Source organism: Roseateles flavus, from assembly GCF_039872765.1.
In the GTDB taxonomy this organism is placed as follows: Bacteria; Pseudomonadota; Gammaproteobacteria; order Burkholderiales; family Burkholderiaceae_C; genus Roseateles_B; species Roseateles_B flavus.
Map to the genome: position 1 here is coordinate 1,098,157 of NZ_JBDPZC010000001.1, position 15,428 is coordinate 1,113,584.

At 70.0% G+C, this 15,428-nt stretch carries 11 protein-coding genes; 9 read left to right on the forward strand and 2 right to left on the reverse strand.

Features of this window, described 5'->3' with window-relative positions; genetic code table 11:
* Window positions 1–25: 25 nt before the first annotated feature.
* From ABDJ40_RS04935 to ABDJ40_RS04945, 3 genes are all read left to right on the forward strand, one after another.
* Window positions 26–1,651: a gamma-glutamyltransferase family protein gene (locus ABDJ40_RS04935; protein ID WP_347606812.1), complete on the forward strand. Its 1,626-nt coding sequence runs from the start codon at window positions 26–28 to the stop codon at window positions 1,649–1,651.
* Between the two features lie 317 nt (window positions 1,652–1,968).
* Window positions 1,969–3,339 (forward strand): MFS transporter, encoded by a 1,371-nt coding sequence (locus ABDJ40_RS04940; protein WP_347606814.1) that lies wholly within the window; start codon window positions 1,969–1,971, stop codon window positions 3,337–3,339.
* Window positions 3,336–3,947: a GNAT family N-acetyltransferase gene (locus ABDJ40_RS04945; protein WP_347606816.1), complete on the forward strand. Its 612-nt coding sequence runs from the start codon at window positions 3,336–3,338 to the stop codon at window positions 3,945–3,947. Before ABDJ40_RS04940 ends, ABDJ40_RS04945 begins: the two co-directional genes overlap by 4 nt.
* 10 nt (window positions 3,948–3,957) lie before the next feature.
* Here ABDJ40_RS04945 and ugpQ read toward each other — a convergent pair whose 3' ends face one another.
* Window positions 3,958–4,707, reverse strand: coding sequence for a glycerophosphodiester phosphodiesterase (gene ugpQ / locus ABDJ40_RS04950; protein ID WP_347606818.1), 750 nt, complete (start codon window positions 4,705–4,707; stop codon window positions 3,958–3,960).
* Between the two features lie 364 nt (window positions 4,708–5,071).
* On the opposite strand from ugpQ, the gene ABDJ40_RS04955 reads away from it, so the two are divergent.
* Window positions 5,072–8,974, forward strand: a complete 3,903-nt coding sequence (locus ABDJ40_RS04955) for a DUF3683 domain-containing protein (protein ID WP_430765594.1) — start codon at window positions 5,072–5,074, stop codon at window positions 8,972–8,974.
* A gap of 880 nt (window positions 8,975–9,854) precedes the next feature.
* On the opposite strand, the gene ABDJ40_RS04960 is transcribed toward ABDJ40_RS04955, so the two are convergent.
* Window positions 9,855–10,865 (reverse strand): Bug family tripartite tricarboxylate transporter substrate binding protein, encoded by a 1,011-nt coding sequence (locus ABDJ40_RS04960; RefSeq protein ID WP_347606820.1) that lies wholly within the window; start codon window positions 10,863–10,865, stop codon window positions 9,855–9,857.
* 193 nt (window positions 10,866–11,058) lie between these two features.
* Between ABDJ40_RS04960 and ABDJ40_RS04965 the strand changes: the two genes are divergently transcribed.
* The 5 genes from ABDJ40_RS04965 to epsE all read left to right on the forward strand — a co-directional run bounded on the left by ABDJ40_RS04965 (window position 11,059) and on the right by epsE (window position 15,419).
* Window positions 11,059–11,502 carry an HIT family protein gene (locus ABDJ40_RS04965; RefSeq protein ID WP_347606822.1) on the forward strand — a complete coding sequence of 148 codons (444 nt, stop codon included), beginning with the start codon at window positions 11,059–11,061 and terminating at the stop codon, window positions 11,500–11,502.
* Window positions 11,503–12,036: 534 nt separating this feature from the next.
* The gene (locus ABDJ40_RS04970; protein ID WP_269631553.1) at window positions 12,037–12,450 is read left to right on the forward strand and encodes a gamma-butyrobetaine hydroxylase family protein; all 414 of its coding nucleotides are present in this window, start codon (window positions 12,037–12,039) and stop codon (window positions 12,448–12,450) included.
* Window positions 12,451–12,504: 54 nt separating this feature from the next.
* Window positions 12,505–13,236, forward strand: a complete 732-nt coding sequence (ubiE, locus tag ABDJ40_RS04975; protein ID WP_269631552.1) for a bifunctional demethylmenaquinone methyltransferase/2-methoxy-6-polyprenyl-1,4-benzoquinol methylase UbiE — start codon at window positions 12,505–12,507, stop codon at window positions 13,234–13,236.
* 306 nt (window positions 13,237–13,542) lie between these two features.
* Window positions 13,543–14,565, forward strand: coding sequence for an EpsD family peptidyl-prolyl cis-trans isomerase (locus ABDJ40_RS04980; protein ID WP_347606825.1), 1,023 nt, complete (start codon window positions 13,543–13,545; stop codon window positions 14,563–14,565).
* Window positions 14,565–15,419: a polysaccharide export protein EpsE gene (epsE, locus tag ABDJ40_RS04985; protein ID WP_347606828.1), complete on the forward strand. Its 855-nt coding sequence runs from the start codon at window positions 14,565–14,567 to the stop codon at window positions 15,417–15,419. The genes ABDJ40_RS04980 and epsE overlap by 1 nt, the downstream gene beginning before the upstream one ends.
* Window positions 15,420–15,428: the final 9 nt, after the last annotated feature.

Below are 15,428 nucleotides of genomic sequence, written 5' to 3' on the forward strand. Positions count from 1 at the left end.
ATCGCCGCCAGCACAGGAGACCGGCATGACGCATTCCTTTGATTGGCACAACCCCTACGCCAGCACGCGCAACCCCGTGTTCGCGCGCAATGTGGTGTCGACCTCCCACCCGCTGGCCGCACAGGCGGGCCTGCGCATGCTGGCGGCGGGCGGCAATGCGGTGGATGCGGCCGTGGCCTGCGCCGCGGTGATGACGCTGGTGGAGCCCTGCAGCAACGGCCTGGGCTCGGATGCCTTCTGCATCCTCTGGGACGGGCAGCGCCTGCATGGGCTCAATGCCTCCGGCCCCGCGCCCCAGGCCTGGACGCCCGACCACATCCGCCGCAAGTACGGCTGCACGGGCGACGTCATGCCCAGGCGCGGCTGGGGCGGCGTGACCGTGCCGGGTGCCGTGGGCGCCTGGATGGCGCTGAGCGAACGCTTCGGCCGCCTGCCCTTCGAGGACCTGATGGCGCCGGCCATCGAGATCGCCGAGCGCGGCTACGCAGTGCCCGTCATCGTGCAGGGCAAGTGGGCCCTGGCTGCCGCGCTGGAGGAGTTGACGAGCCAGCCCGGCTACGCTGAGGCCTTCCTGCCGCGCGGCCGGGCGCCCGCGGTGGGCGAGCTCTTCCGCTTTCCCGGTGCTGCCCGCAGCCTGCGCCTGATTGCGAAGACCAGGGGCGAGGCCTTCTACCGTGGCGAGATCGCCGCCGCGCTGGCCGCCTTCTCACGCGAGACCGGCGGGGACCTGACCGAGGCCGACATGGCCTCGTTCAGTCCGCAGTGGGTCGACCCCATCCAGCAGCGCCATGCCGGCCACGAGCTGCACGAGATCCCGCCCAACGGCCAGGGCATCGCGGCCCTCATCGCGCTGGGCATCCTGCAACACACCGGCTACCGCGACCACGGGGCTGACGAGGCCGCCGGCCTGCACCTGCAGATCGAGGCCATGAAGCTGGCCTTTGCCGATGTCTACCGCTACGTGGCCGAGCCCGCCGCCATGGACCGCAGCGTCGAGGCCCTGCTGGACCCGCGCTACCTCGCCGGCCGCGCCGCGCTGATCGACCCGCAGCGGGCGCAGGACTTCAAGCCCGGCAACCCGGTCCGGGGCGGCACCATCTACCTCACCGCGGCGGACGAGCGCGGCATGATGGTCAGCTTCATCCAGAGCAACTTCATGGGCTTCGGCTCTGGCCTGGTGCTGCCGGGCTACGGTGTCTCGCTGCAGAACCGCGGGCATTGCTTCACGCTGGCGGACGGCCACCCCAACCAGGTGGCGCCGGGCAAGAGGCCCTTCCACACCATCATCCCGGCCTTCCTGACCCGCGAAGGCCAGGCGCAGATGAGCTTCGGCGTGATGGGCGGCAACATGCAGCCCCAGGGCCATCTGCAGACCCTGGTCCGCATGCTGGACCACGGCCAGCAGCCGCAGGCCGCCTGCGACGCGCCGCGCTGGCGCTTCAATGCCGGCCGCTCCCTCAACGTGGAGCCGCACATGGCGCCAGCCACCATCGCCGCGCTGGCGCAGCGGGGCCACGAGATCGGCGACATCCACGACAGCTACCAGGACTTCGGCGCCGGCCAGTTCATCTGGCGCCTGGGCGACCCGGCGGTCGAGGGCTACGCGGCCGCCAGCGATCCGCGGCGCGACGGCGCGGCCGTGGGCTTCTGAGCTGCGGGCCCCTGACCATCGGCACTGCAGGAACAGGGGACATTGTGCGAAGCTCGGCCGCCTGTGCTTGTGGTGCCCCGAGGGCCGCTGCTAGCATCCACGGACTCCCCACCTCTCCAGCAGGACGCCCCATGACCAAGCTGCTCGACCGCACCCGACGACGCACTCGCCGTGCGGCCTCGGCGCGTCCGTGCGTGCCGGGGCGAGGTTGCGTGCCGGTCTGACTCGGCCCCCGCGCAGCCATTTTTCCTATCCTGCAGGCCCGCCCATCCGCGGGCAGACGCCCGCGCCACGAGCGCCGGCCATCGGAGACTTTCATGCAAGCCCAAGCCACTGGCTGGCTGGACCGGATCAAGCAAGCCCTGACCCTCCCCGAGGGCGATCTGCTGCGCGACCGGGTGTACCGCCGGCTCTGGACCTCCATCCTGATCAGCTCCCTCGGCGGGCAGATCACCCTGCTCGCGCTGCCCCTGACGGCCGCCGTGCTGCTCAATGCCACGCCCACGCAGATGGGGCTGCTGACCTCCATGGAGATCGTGCCCTTCGTGCTGTTCTCGCTGCCGGGCGGTGTGTGGCTGGACCGCGTGCGCAAGCTGCCGGTCTACATCGTCGGCGAGGCCGTGCTGGGCCTGGCCGTGGGCACCGTGCCCGTGGCCGCCTGGATGGGCTGGCTCACGATGAGCTGGCTCTATGTGGTCGGTTTCATCCTCGGGACCATCTACACGATTGCCGGCAGCGCTGCGCAGATCGTGCTGACCCAGGTCGTCACCCGTGACCGCCTGGTGGAAGCGCACGCCAAGAACGCGCTGGCCTCGTCCGGCGCCGAGGTGGTGGGCCCGGGCATCGCCGGGGCGCTGATCAAGCTGCTGGGCGCGCCCTTGGCCCTGGCGGCGGACGCCTGCCTGGTGATGGTCTCCGCGCTGATCCTGCGCGGCATCCGTGTGCGCGAGGAGCTGCACCACGTCTCGGGCGCCGACTTCTGGCGCGACCTCAAAGCCGGCGTGCGCTTTGTCCGCCACCAGCAGCTGCTGGTGGCCCTGGCCTGCGCCGTGGGCGGGTGGCAGTTCTTCTACAACGCCGCGCTGGTGGTGCAGATCCTCTTCGCCACGCGCACGCTGGGCCTGTCCGGCGAGACGGTGGGCCTGTGCTACGTCGCCCTGGGCGCGGGCACGGTGATCACCAGCGTGCTGGGTCACCGCATCAGCAAGCGCCTGGGACCCGGCCCCAGCCTGATCGGCGGCTTCGCGGTCTGCGGCCTGGGCTGGCTGACGCTGGGCCTGGCGCCGGTCGGCGCCCTGGGCGTGGCGGCCTTCGCGGCCATGCTCTTCGCCTTTGGTGTCGGGGCGGTGCTCATCTTCATCAACTTCCTGTCGCTGCGCCAGGCGGTCACGCCCGCGCCCCTGCTGGGTCGCATGACCAGCACCATGCGCTGGCTGATCCTCATCCCCGCCGGCCCCGGGGCCCTGCTGGGCGGCTGGCTGGGCGAGCACGTGGACCTGCGCGCCTCGCTGCTGTTCGCCGGCATCGGCGGTCTGCTGCTGAGCGCGCTGGTGTGGCGCCTGGGCACGATCCGCAACGTGGCGGTGCTGCCGGTGCTGCAGGACCTGGGGACTGAGTCCACCCTCGGTGCGGAGGCCCAGCCGGGCCTGCTGCCCGAGGTGGGCGCGCAGGGGGCGGCGGCCAAATGAGTGACGCAGCGATGAACGCCACGCCCGCTCCCACCGTGCCGCCGCGGGTCCTGCTCAAGGTGCCCGAGGAGTTGAGCAGCGAACGCCTGGTGCTGCTGTCCGCCCGCGCGGGCCTGGGCCAGGCCGTGTGCGCCGCGGTGGTGGAGTCCTTCGAGCAGCTCAAGCCCTGGATGCCCTGGTGCCAGGAGCCCCCCACGGTGGAGGGCATGGAGGCGGTGATGCGCCAGATGCAGGCCCGCTTCATCCTCCGCGAAGACCTCTGCTACTACTTCTTCCGCCGGGGCGAGGACGGCCGCCCCGGCCGCCTGCTGGGCGGCTGCGGTCTGCACCGCATGGACTGGGACCTGCGCCGCTTCGAAATCGGCTACTGGGTGCGCAGCACGGCCCAGGGGCAGGGCTATGTCAGCGAGATGGTCCAGCTGCTGGGCCGCCTGGCCTTCGAGCAGCTGCGGGCGCGGCGCCTGGAGATCCGCTGCGACGCCCGCAATGCCCGCAGCCGGGCCGTGGCCGAGCGCAACGGCTTCACGCTCGAGGCGGTGCTGCGCCACGCCATGCTGGGCGTGGACGGCGAGCCGGCGGACCAGTGCGTCTACACGCGTTGGCCCTGAGGCCTTGGCCTCAGCGGGCCGGGTCGAGGCGGTCCACGGCGTCGGTGATCAGTCCGTCCAGGCCGTCGGCGCGCAGGCGCTGGGCCGTCGCCTCGTCATTGACCGTATAGACCAGGGCCCGCATGCCGGCCGCATGGAGGGTCTCGATCCGCGCCCGGTCCATCAGCCGGTAGTTGGTGATGACGGCGCAGCAGCCCAGGGCCTGCGCTTCGGTGAGCCAGCTGTCGCGGTGCTGGTCCAGCAGCAGGGCGCGGCGCTCGTCCGGGGCACTGCTGCGCAGGCCCTCCAGGGCCTCGGGCTGAAAGGAGCTGAAGACCGGCCGCAGGCGCTGGCCCTTCCACAGCCGTGTCACCTCGCGGCCCAGCACCTCGCCGGTCTGGCGGGCCTGGCCTGGGTTGGGCTTGAGCTCGATGTTGATCGCGAGCTGGTTGGCGATCAGGAAGGCCGCGATGGCCTCCAGCGAGGCGATGGGCTCGCCCGCGTGGTGCAGGCTGTGCCAGCCGCCGGCGTCCAGTCTGGAGAGCTGACTCCAATCCAGCGCCCCGGCGGGCCCGTGGCCGCTGCTGGTGCGGTCCAAGTCATCGTCATGCAGCAAGAAGGGCACGCCGTCCCGCGAAAGCTTGAGGTCGCACTCGAAGGCCTGGTAGCCGAAACCGGCGCCGGCCCGGAAGGCGGCCAGGGTGTTCTCCGGCGCCAGGCGTCCGGCACCGCGGTGGGCGATCCAGAAGGGCAGGGGCCAGGGGGTGGAGGCTGGGTTCATGGCGGCGCTGCGGTGAAGTGCTGTCCCATTCTGCAGGCTCAGCGCCCGGGCTGAACAGCCCCGTGCCTCCAGGGGCGATGCCTTCGGCGGCGACTGTGCGCATGGTGCACTGCGGTAGGATTCAGGCCCGATGCCAAGTCAGGGCGCGCGGCTCCCATGCGGAGCGGCTGCCTCTGTGCCGGCGCCGGGCCATCGGGCGCGATCCGCCCGGGGCCTCGGCGGGGTGGGTCGGGAAAAGGGCGCAGGCGCCTGTCCATGTGGGCCTCCGGGCCGGGCAAGACCTGACACCCACGTTCCAGCCACGCCCGGGGCGGCCTCGCAGCCGCCGCGGACAACCCAGGGCCCCCGGGAGGGCCCGGACGCCATGAATGCACCGCATCCCCTGATGCCCGAGATCCTGGACCCTGTCGTCGCGCACGAGGCTCCCCGCCTGCGCGAGATTCCCTACAACTACACCTCCTTCTCCGACCGCGAGATCGTGATCCGCATCCTGGGCGCCCGCGCCTGGGACCTGCTGAACTCGCTGCGCGAGGAGCGCCAGACGGGCCGCTCCGCCCGCATGCTCTATGAGGTGCTGGGTGACGTCTGGGTGGTGCAGCGCAATCCCTATCTGCAGGACGACCTGCTGGACAACCCGCGCCGCCGCGGCCAGCTGATCGAGGCCCTGCACCACCGCCTGCATGAGGTCGAGCGCCGTCGCAAGCCCGAGGCCGACCCGCAGCGCGATGCCTCCGTGGGCGAGCTGCTGCAGCTCGCCGGTCAGGCCGTGCGCCAGTTCGCGGAGCAGTTCGAGGAGGTGGCCGAGCTGCGCCGCCGCGCCACCAAGGTCCTGGGCAAGCACACGGCCAAGGACAACATCAAGTTCGACGGCCTCTCCCGCGTGGCCCACGTGACGGACGCCACCGACTGGCGCGTCGAGTACCCCTTCGTCGTGCTGACCCCGGACAGCGAGGCCGAGATGGCGCGCCTGGTCAAGGCCTGCATCGAGCTGGGCCTGACCATCATCCCGCGTGGGGGCGGCACCGGCTACACCGGCGGCGCCGTGCCGCTGGTGTGGAAGAGCGCGGTCATCAACACCGAGAAGCTCGAGGCCCTGCGCGGCGTCGAGATGGTCCAGCTGCCGGGCCTGGACAGGCCCGTGGCCACCGTGTTCAGCGAGGCGGGCGTGGTGACGCAGCGCGTGTCCGACCTCGCCGAGCAGCATGGCTTCGTCTTCGCCGTGGACCCGACCAGCGCCGAGGCCTCCTGCGTGGGCGGCAACATCGCGATGAACGCGGGCGGCAAGAAGGCCGTGCTGTGGGGCACCGCGCTGGACAATCTCGCCAGCTGGAAGATGGTGACGCCCGAGGCCAAATGGCTGGAGGTGATCCGCCTGAACCACAACCTGGGCAAGATCCATGACGTCGAGATTGCCAGCTTCGAGCTGCGCTACTACGACGCCTCGGGCAAGAAGCTCGAGCGCACCGAGCGCCTGGACATCCCCGGCCGGACCTTCCGCAAGGAGGGCCTGGGCAAGGACGTCACCGACAAGTTCCTGGCCGGCCTGCCCGGCATTCAGAAGGAAGGCTGCGACGGTCTGATCACCAGCTGCCGCTGGGTCGTGCACCGCATGCCCAAGCATGTGCGCACGGTCTGCCTGGAGTTCTTCGGCAATCCCAAGGAGTGCGTGCCCTCCATCGTGGACATCAAGGACTTCATGTTCGCGGAGGCCAAGCATGAAGGCGGGGCCATCCTCGCGGGCCTCGAGCACCTGGATGACCGCTACCTCAAGGCCGTGGGCTACTCGACCAAGAGCAAGCGTGGCGGCCTCCCGAAGATGGTGCTGATCGGCGACATCGTCGGCGACGACGAGGACCGCGTGGCCCGCGCCACCAGCGAGGTCGTGCGCCTGGCCAACGGCCGTTCGGGCGAGGGCTTTATCGCCGTCTCGGCCGATGCGCGCAAGAAGTTCTGGCTGGACCGCAAGCGCACCGCCGCCATCTCCAAGCACACCAACGCCTTCAAGGTGAACGAGGACGTGGTGATCCCGCTGCCCCGCATGGGCGAGTACACCCTGGGCATCGAGCGCATCAATATCGAGCTCTCCTTGCGCAACAAGCTGGCGCTGGTGGAGCGGCTGAAGGTCTTCTTCCGCCAGGAGCGCCTGCCCCTGGGCAAGACCGACGACGCCAGCGAGATCCCCAGCGCCGAGCTGCTGGAAGACCGCGTGCAGCAGGCCCTCGCGCTGCTCGACGAGGTGGGTGCGCTGTGGCAGGGCTGGAAGGACGGCCTGGACGTGGTCCAGCCGGACAGCGGCCGCAGCTTCTTCGACCAGCTCCAGGACAAGAGCCTGCGCGCCTCCTGGAAGACGCAGATCTTCAAGCCTCTGCAGTCCGTGTTCGCCGGCGCGGCCTTCGCCGACATCCTGACCGAGTGCAAGCGCATCCACCAGGAAGTGCTCAAGGGCCGCGTCTGGGTGGCCCTGCACATGCATGCCGGCGACGGCAATGTGCACACCAACATCCCGGTGAACTCCGACAACTACGAGATGCTGCAGACCGCGCACGAGGCGGTGGGCCGCATCATGAAGCTGGCGCGCTCGCTGGACGGCGTGATCTCGGGCGAGCACGGCATCGGCATCACCAAGCTGGAGTTCCTCACCGATGAGGAGCTGGCCGACTTCGCCCAGTACAAGGCCGATGTCGACCCCGAAGGCCGCTTCAACAAGGGCAAGCTGCTGCGCCCCAATGCCAGCACGCATGGCACCTTCGCGGACCTGACCAATGCCTACACGCCCAGCTTCGGGCTGATGGGGCATGAGTCGCTGATCATGCAGCAGAGCGACATCGGCGCCATCAGCGAGAGCGTCAAGGACTGCCTGCGCTGCGGCAAGTGCAAGCCCGTGTGCGCCACCCACGTGCCGCGAGCCAACCTGCTCTACAGCCCGCGCAACAAGATCCTCGCCACCTCGCTGCTGGTCGAGGCCTTCCTGTACGAGGAGCAGACCCGCCGCGGCGTTTCCATCAAGCACTGGGAGGAGTTCGAGGACGTCGCGGACCACTGCACGGTGTGCCACAAGTGCGCGACGCCCTGCCCGGTGAAGATCGACTTCGGCGACGTCACCATGAACATGCGCAACCTGCTGCGCAAGATGGGCCAGAAGAGCTTCCGCCCCGGCAATGCCGCGGCCATGTTCATGCTCAACGCCACCAACCCCGAGACCATCAAGATGGCCCGCACGGCCATGGTGGGCGTGGGATTCAAGGCGCAGCGCTTCGCGCATGACCTGCTCAAGGGACTGGCCCGCAAGCAGACCGAGGCGCCGCGCGCCACGGTGGGCACCGCACCCGTCAAGGAGCAGGTGATCCACTTCATCAACAAGAAGCTGCCTGGCGGCCTGCCCAAGAAGACGGCCCGCGCCCTGCTGGACATCGAGGACAAGGCCTACGTGCCCATCATCCGGGACCCGGCCAAGACCACGGTCGACTCGGAGGCGGTCTTCTACTTCCCCGGCTGCGGCTCCGAGCGCCTGTTCAGCCAGGTGGGCCTGGCCACGCAGGCGATGCTGTGGCATGCGGGCGTGCAGACCGTGCTGCCGCCGGGCTATCTGTGCTGCGGCTATCCGCAGCGCGGCTCGGGTCAGTTCGACAAGGCCGACAAGATGATCACCGACAACCGGGTGCTCTTCCATCGCGTCGCCAACACGCTGAACTACCTGGACATCAAGACCGTGGTCGTGTCCTGCGGCACCTGCTTCGACCAGCTGCAGGGCTACAAGTTCGAGGACATCTTCCCTGGCTGCCGCATCGTGGACATCCACGAGTACCTGCTGGAGCGCGGCATCACCCTCGATTCCAAGAAGGCCTACCTCTACCACGACCCCTGCCACTCGCCCATGAAGCAGCAGGACCCGATGAAGACGGTGCAGGCCCTGGTCGGCCCCGAGGTGGTCAAGAGCGAGCGCTGCTGCGGCGAGTCCGGCACCCTGGGCGTGACCCGGCCGGACATCTCCACCCAGATCCGCTTCCGCAAGGAGGAGGAGCTGCGCAAGGTCGAGACCCAGCTGCGCGATGCCGGCAAGGTCGGCACCCAGGAAGACCTCAAGATCCTCACCAGCTGCCCCAGCTGCCTGCAAGGCCTGAGCCGCTACGGCAACGACCTGCAGAACGGCTTGCTGGAGGCCGACTACATCGTCGTCGAGATGGCCCGCCAGATCCTGGGCGAGCAGTGGATGCCGGACTATGTCGCGCAGGCCAACGCCGGCGGCATCGAAAGAGTGCTGGTCTGATCCCCCCCCTACGCGCTTCGCGCGCCCCCCAGGGGGCGAGGGCGGCTGCCCGGCGGAGCCGGATCAGCGCCCTCCGTGCGGGGCGAAAAGGCCCGGCTGCTGCGCAGCGGGTCTTTTCTTCCTTTGGGGTGAGCCCCTTGAGTGTTGGGTGCTGTATGGGGGGCCCGGCTGCTGCGCAGCGGGCCTTCTCCTTTTCAGCACGAGCTTTGTTGATCGACGCCGTACTCAGTGCCTCGCCTGGCCTCAGCCTCGCCCGCAGCTGGGCGCCTTGTGGGGTGGCGCGGGGTAGCTGCCCCCCTACGCGCTTCGCGCGCCCCCCAGGGGGCGAGGGCGGCTGCCCGGCGGAGCCGGATCAGCGCCCTCCATGCGGGGCGAAAAGGCCCGGCTGCTGCGCAGCGGGTCTTTTCTTTTTTGCCGGGAGCAGCTTGCGTCTTTGGTGGGGTGCGTAAGTGCGCGGCTGCTGCGCAGCGGGTCTCTTCGTTATGGGGCGCGAGCGTTGTCTTGGCGACGCCGTACTCAGTGCCTCGCCTGGCCTCAGCCTCGCCCGCAGCTGGGCGCCTTGTGGGGTGCCGAGGCGCGCAGCGGACCGGAGCAGCGCGCGCCAGCGCGCATCGTCATCTGACTGGGCGCGTTTGTCCGAGCGCAATGAGCGCAGCGAATGGAGCGAGTTACGCGCCCGCTCCGGGCCGCGAGCACCGCAGGGGAGCCGGCCTGCAGGGCCGGCCGCCCCACATGAAGCCCGGCTGCGGGCGAGGCTGAGGCCGGGCCGCGCCAGCCGTCGCATCGCTGATGACCAGTCGCTCCTGGCGCACCAGGCACCAGGCACCAGGCACCAGGCACCAGGCACTCCCCCCTGGAGCGCTGGCGTCGGCAGGGGGATCTATTCAGCAGTGATGTGACGGGACTTGATGAGGGCGTGCCAGAACTCGGTCTCGCGCTGGATGTGGCGGGCGAGAGCGGCGCCGTCGCTGGGGGCGACTTCGAGACCGAAGTCCTCGAGGCGGGCCTTCACCTCGGGCACGGCCAGGGCCTTCTGGAGCTCGCTGCCCAGGCGCTGGATGATGGGCTCCGGTGTGCCCTTGGGCACGAAGAGGCCTTGCCAGGCGGAGAGTTCGACGTCCTTGATGCCCAACTCGGCGAAGGTGGGCACGTCGGGCAGGGCCGCCACGCGCCTGGCGGACAGCACGGCCAGGGGCTTGAGCTTGCCGCTGCGGAAGTGGGGCAGGGCGGCCGCGGTGTCCAGCACGCCCATGGGCACGACACCGGCCAGCATGTCTTGCGTGGCGAAGGCGGTGCCGCGGTAGGGCACGTGCACGATGAAGCTGCCGCTGCGCTCCTTGATCAGCTCCATCGCCAGGTGGTGGGGGCTGCCGATGCCCGGTGAGGCATAGCTGAACTTGCCGGGGTTCTTCTTCACCAGGTCCAGCCACTGCGCAGCGCTGCTGATGCCCGACTGCGCGTTCACGCTCAGCACCAGCGGGAAGCGGGCCATGAAGCCTACCGGCACGAAGTCGCTCACGGCGTAGGGCAGCTTGCGGAACAGCGCGCTGTTGAAGACCATCACGCCGTTGTCGCCACTGAGCAGCGTGTAGCCGTCAGGAGCGGACTTGGCGGCGTTGTCGGTGCCGATCTGGCCGGCGGCGCCGGGCCGGTTGTCGATGACCAGGGTCTGGCCCAGCTGCTTGCCCAGCTGAGGTGCGAGCTGGCGGGCGAGGAAGTCCGAACCACCGCCGGCCGGATAGGCCACCACCCAGCGGATGGGCTTGGCCGGCCAGCTGTCGGCCCGGGCGGCGGGCGCGGCCAGGCTCCACGCTGCCAGCGCGGCCATCATGCCCAGGGCGATGCGGCGGGTGGGGGCGGGGGCAAAGGTCGGCTGTGGGCGCGTGGGCATGGCATCTCCTGAGGGCTGGGTGCTGAGGGCAGGCGCGAGCTTGCCGCTGCACCTGGCGTGGATTCTGGCGCAGCTGGCCGGCGCCGGGCTGACGGCCCGCCTCAAAGGGCAAGTCCTGACCCCCGCAGGGCGACCTGGCCCTGGGGGATACTGGCCGGCATCTCAGATGCCGACCCGCGGCAAGGACCCCGCCATGAGTGCCAACGCCCCATCGCCCGACTGCCCCCTGTGCCGCGAGGCTGGCGGGATCCTGGTGTTCCAGGCCGCGTCCTGGCGCCTGATTCGCGCGGAGGATGCGAATTTCCCCGCCTTCTACCGCCTCATCTGGCAGGACCATGTGGCCGAGTTCAGCGACCTCGGCGCCGGCCAGCGCCAGGCCTGCATGGAGGCGGTCTGCGCCGTGGAGCAGGTGCTGCGCGAGGCCCTGCGGCCGACCAAGGTCAATGTGGCCAGCCTGGGCAATGTGGTGCCGCACCTGCATTGGCACGTGATCGCGCGCTTCGACTGGGACAGCCACTTCCCCAATCCAGTGTGGGGCGCGTCCTTGCGCGAGCTTCCCGAACCGGCCGAGCGGCGCCTGCCGCTGTCCCTGCAGGCGCTGGATCAACGCATGAGCCAGCGCCTGCAGGCCTTGTAGGGCGCTGAGGCGGCTGCGGCGGCTGAGCGGGCGGCCGCCCCCGAGCGGCGCCTCGGCTCGAAGTTGTCACGAAGTGCATATGCGTCCAGAGTGCCTGTTGCATAGCGCCGTGAGTGGTGTGGTGGGCGCAAAGCCCCATGAACAGGGAATTTTCTGGGGTCAGGGCTTGCCTGGATCCCCTGCGGAGCGCCCGCATCCGGACCCGTGCGGGCCCTGTCAGAGATAACGGTCTGCAAGGTCTTACAGCTTGCCGCAATCCCCCCATCGGGCGATGCTTCGCCTGCAAGTCAGCGCCTATCGGCGCAGGCCTGCGGATCCCTCCTCTTAGGCCCCGCTCGCGCGGGGCCCTTTTTTTGTGGGGTCCGTTTCGAGTGGGCGCTGGCCGCTGCCCAGCCCCGCTGCCCTGGTGGCGCCCTCATGAATGCCGGATCCCGGAGCCGTCCCCGCAAGCACCCTGCAGCCCGGCGGGCCTTCGCCGGGCCCGGCAGCCCACCCGGCTACACTGGAGCCCCCCAGGTTTCCCCATCCCTCCCCATGGCTGGCCTCAGCGCAGCAAGCCCCTTGCCTACCGACATCACCGTGCACCAGCAGTCCCGGCGGCTCGAGATTGCCTTTGATGATGGCGCGCGCTTCTCCATCCCCTTCGAACTGCTGCGGGTGCTGAGCCCCTCGGCCGAGGTCAAGGGCCATGGCCCGGGTCAGGAGGTGCTGCAGACGGGCAAGCGGGAGGTTCTGATCGAGGCCCTGAGCCCCGTGGGCCACTACGCCGTGCAGCCGCGCTTCTCCGACGGGCATGACAGCGGGCTCTACACCTGGGACTACCTCTACGAGCTGGGCCTGCGCCAGGAGGCGCTGTGGGCCGAGCACCTGGCCCGGCTGGCCGCGGCCGGCCTGGACCGTGACGCGCCGATGGCGCCCAAGGGCGGCGGCCACTGCGCCAGCCACTGAGCGCGCCGTCGAGCCCGCAGCCCACCCCGACACCCGAACCGACCGAGACCCCTCATGAGCAGCACCCACTTCGGCTTCCAGACCGTCGACGAGCAGGAGAAGGCCGGCCGCGTGCGCGGCGTCTTCGACTCGGTGGCGTCCCGCTACGACATCATGAACGACCTGATGTCCATGGGCCTGCACCGCGCCTGGAAGGCCTACACCGTGGCCGTGGCCAACCTCAAGGAAGGCGACCGCGTGCTGGACATCGCCGGTGGCACGGGCGATCTCTCCCGCGCCTTCGCCCGGCACGTGGGCAGCACCGGCATGGTGGTGCACACGGACATCAACGAGGCCATGCTGCGCACCGGCCGCGACCGCCTGCTCAACGAAGGCCTGGTCCTGCCCACCAATCTCTGCGACGCCGAGAAGCTGCCCTACAAGGACGCCAGCTTCGATCTGGTCAGCGTAGCCTTCGGCCTGCGCAACATGACCCACAAGGACCTGGCCCTGGCCGAGATGTGCCGCGTGCTCAAGCCGGGCGGACGCCTGCTGGTGCTGGAGTTCTCCAAGGTCGCCGCGCCCCTGCAGAAGCCTTATGACTGGTACAGCTTCAAGATCCTGCCGCGGCTCGGCCAGATGATCGCCGGGGACGCCGAGAGCTACCGCTACCTGGCCGAGTCCATCCGCATGCATCCCGGTCAGGCCGAGCTCAAGGCCCTGATGAAGCAGGCCGGCTTCGGCCACGTGGACGTGCACAACCTCAGCGCGGGCGTGGTGGCGCTGCACGTCGGCATCAAGTGCTGAGCCAGGACTGATGCTGCGCGGGGCCCACTCGGCCCGGCGCCAGCCCCGGCCATCCCGGCATGCTCCTGCCGTCACGCCCCGCTGCGGCGTGCGGCGCCCGTGCCTGCCTGTTGCGCGCAAGTCAAGGAAGTCCGCAAAAGCGCGGACCTTGCCGCCTTTTGCAGGGCTTGAATGCCCCTGCGGCCCCACTGAGCCTCGTTACACTCCCCCCGGTACAGGCCGGTCCGCGGTGCGGGCTGGCGCTGCGCGTCCGTCCGGCCGTCCTGCCGGCAGCGCAGGCAAGGGTGCAGCAAGGTTTGGAGCGCTATGAAGACGACGATGCAGCGGGTCTCTTTCCTCGGCTTGACGCCGGCGGGCAGCGGCAATGGCAGGGGCCGAACCCTGGGCACAGCGGCCGGCTGGGCCGCTGTGGCCGCTTTGGCCGCCACGGCTTCCCTGCTGAGCGCCTGCGGCGGCGGCAAGGGCGAGGCCACGCAGACGGCCGCCAAGGTCAACAAGGAAGAGATCACTGTCCACCAGATCAACCAGCTGCTGCAGCGCCAGCCCGGCCTCAGCGAGAAGCAGGCGGACGCCCTGTCCCGCCAGCTGCTGGAGCGCCTGATCGACCAGGAGCTGTCCGTGCAGAAGGCCCAGGACCTCAAGCTGGACCGCGACCCGCGCGTGGTGCAGCAGGTCGAGGCCGCCAAGCGCGAGATCCTGGCGCGCGCCTATGCCGAGCGCATCGGCGAGTCCGTCAGCAAGCCCAGCGCCGACGAGATCGCGAAGTTCTACGACGAAAAGCCGGCCCTCTTCAAGGAACGCCGCGTCTACAGCCTGCAGGAAATGAGCATCGAGGCCGCGCCCGACCAGTTCGAGGGCCTGCGCCAGCGCCTGCAGGGCTCGCGCAACCTCTCCGAGTTCGCGGACTACCTGCGCGGTGCCGGCATCCGCTTCAACGTCAACGAGGCCGTGCGTCCGGCCGAGCAGCTGCCGCTCAACAGCCTGGAGACCATCGCCCGCATGAAGGACGGGGATACCGCCGTGCAGGTGACGCCCAATGGCCTGCAGCTGCTGCACCTGGCCACCTCGCGGCTGAACCCGGTCGATGAAGTCACGGCACGGCCGGCGGTCGAGGCTTTCCTCATCAACCAGCGCAAGGCCGAGGCCATCCAGAAGGACCTCAAGGGCCTGCGCGAGACGGGCAAGATCGAGTACCTGGGCAAGTTTGCGAGCAAGCCGGCGCCGGCGGCGTCTGCGGCGGCGGCCGTCGTGCAGGCTGCGTCGGCCGCATCCGCCGCGGCGCCCGCGGCCCCGGCCAGCGACGCTGCCAAGAACCAGGGGCAGAAGTGATGCGGGCCGCGCTGCTGGCCTGCTGCCTGACCCTCGGCCTGCTGACGGGGGCAGGCGCCCATGCACAGGCGCCCGCCACCGGGGCGAGCGCCGCCAGTGCGCCCGCCGCGCCGGCCCTGGCCCCCGCGACCGAATACCGGCTGGCCGCCGGCGACGTCATCCGCATCAGCGTCTACCAGAACCCGGACCTGACCCTGGAGACGCGCGTCTCCGAGAGCGGCTCGCTGTCCTACCCCCTGCTGGGCAGCGTGCGGCTGGGCGGCCTGAGCCTGGGCCAGGCCGAGCAGCTCATTGCCGATGGCCTGCGCAACGGCAACTTCGTCAAGCAGCCTTCGGTGACCATCGTGGTGCTGCAGGTGCGTGGCAACCAGGCCAGCGTGCTGGGCATGGTCAACCGGCCCGGGCGCTATCCGCTGGAGATGGGGGACACCCGGCTGTCGGACCTGCTGGCCGCGGCCGGCGGCGTGACGCTGGCGGGCTCGGACCTCGTCGTCCTGAGCGGCCGCCGCCAGGGCAAGCCCTACCGCGTGGAGATCGACCTCCCCAGCCTCTTCGCCGCCCAGGGCCGCGAGCAGGACGTGATGGTCCAGAACGGTGACGTCCTGTGGGTGGACCGTGCCCCCATGGTCTATATCTACGGCGAGGTCAACCGCCCCGGCTCCATGCGCCTGGAGCGTGGCATGACGCTCATGCAGCTGCTGGCCGCTGGCGGCGGCACCACGCAGCGCGGCACCCAGAAGGGCATCGCCGTGCATCGCCGCGGCGCCGACGGCAAGGTCCAGGTCCTGCGCCCTGAGATGGACGAGGCCATGAAGGAAGGCGATGTGGTCTATGTGCGCGAAAGCCTGTTCTGAGGGGCGCCG

Bases quoted from the DNA above. Each gene is read 5' to 3' on its own strand.
- ABDJ40_RS04935 (WP_347606812.1), top strand. From the start codon at position 26: ATGACGCATTCCTTTGATTGGCACAACCCCTACGCCAGCACGCGCAAC.
- ABDJ40_RS04940 (WP_347606814.1), top strand. From the start codon at position 1,969: ATGCAAGCCCAAGCCACTGGCTGGCTGGACCGGATCAAGCAAGCCCTG.
- ABDJ40_RS04945 (WP_347606816.1), top strand. From the start codon at position 3,336: ATGAGTGACGCAGCGATGAACGCCACGCCCGCTCCCACCGTGCCGCCG.
- ugpQ (WP_347606818.1), bottom strand. From the start codon at position 4,707: ATGAACCCAGCCTCCACCCCCTGGCCCCTGCCCTTCTGGATCGCCCAC.
- ABDJ40_RS04955 (WP_430765594.1), top strand. From the start codon at position 5,072: ATGAATGCACCGCATCCCCTGATGCCCGAGATCCTGGACCCTGTCGTC.
- ABDJ40_RS04960 (WP_347606820.1), bottom strand. From the start codon at position 10,865: ATGCCCACGCGCCCACAGCCGACCTTTGCCCCCGCCCCCACCCGCCGC.
- ABDJ40_RS04965 (WP_347606822.1), top strand. From the start codon at position 11,059: ATGAGTGCCAACGCCCCATCGCCCGACTGCCCCCTGTGCCGCGAGGCT.
- ABDJ40_RS04970 (WP_269631553.1), top strand. From the start codon at position 12,037: ATGGCTGGCCTCAGCGCAGCAAGCCCCTTGCCTACCGACATCACCGTG.
- ubiE (WP_269631552.1), top strand. From the start codon at position 12,505: ATGAGCAGCACCCACTTCGGCTTCCAGACCGTCGACGAGCAGGAGAAG.
- ABDJ40_RS04980 (WP_347606825.1), top strand. From the start codon at position 13,543: ATGAAGACGACGATGCAGCGGGTCTCTTTCCTCGGCTTGACGCCGGCG.
- epsE (WP_347606828.1), top strand. From the start codon at position 14,565: ATGCGGGCCGCGCTGCTGGCCTGCTGCCTGACCCTCGGCCTGCTGACG.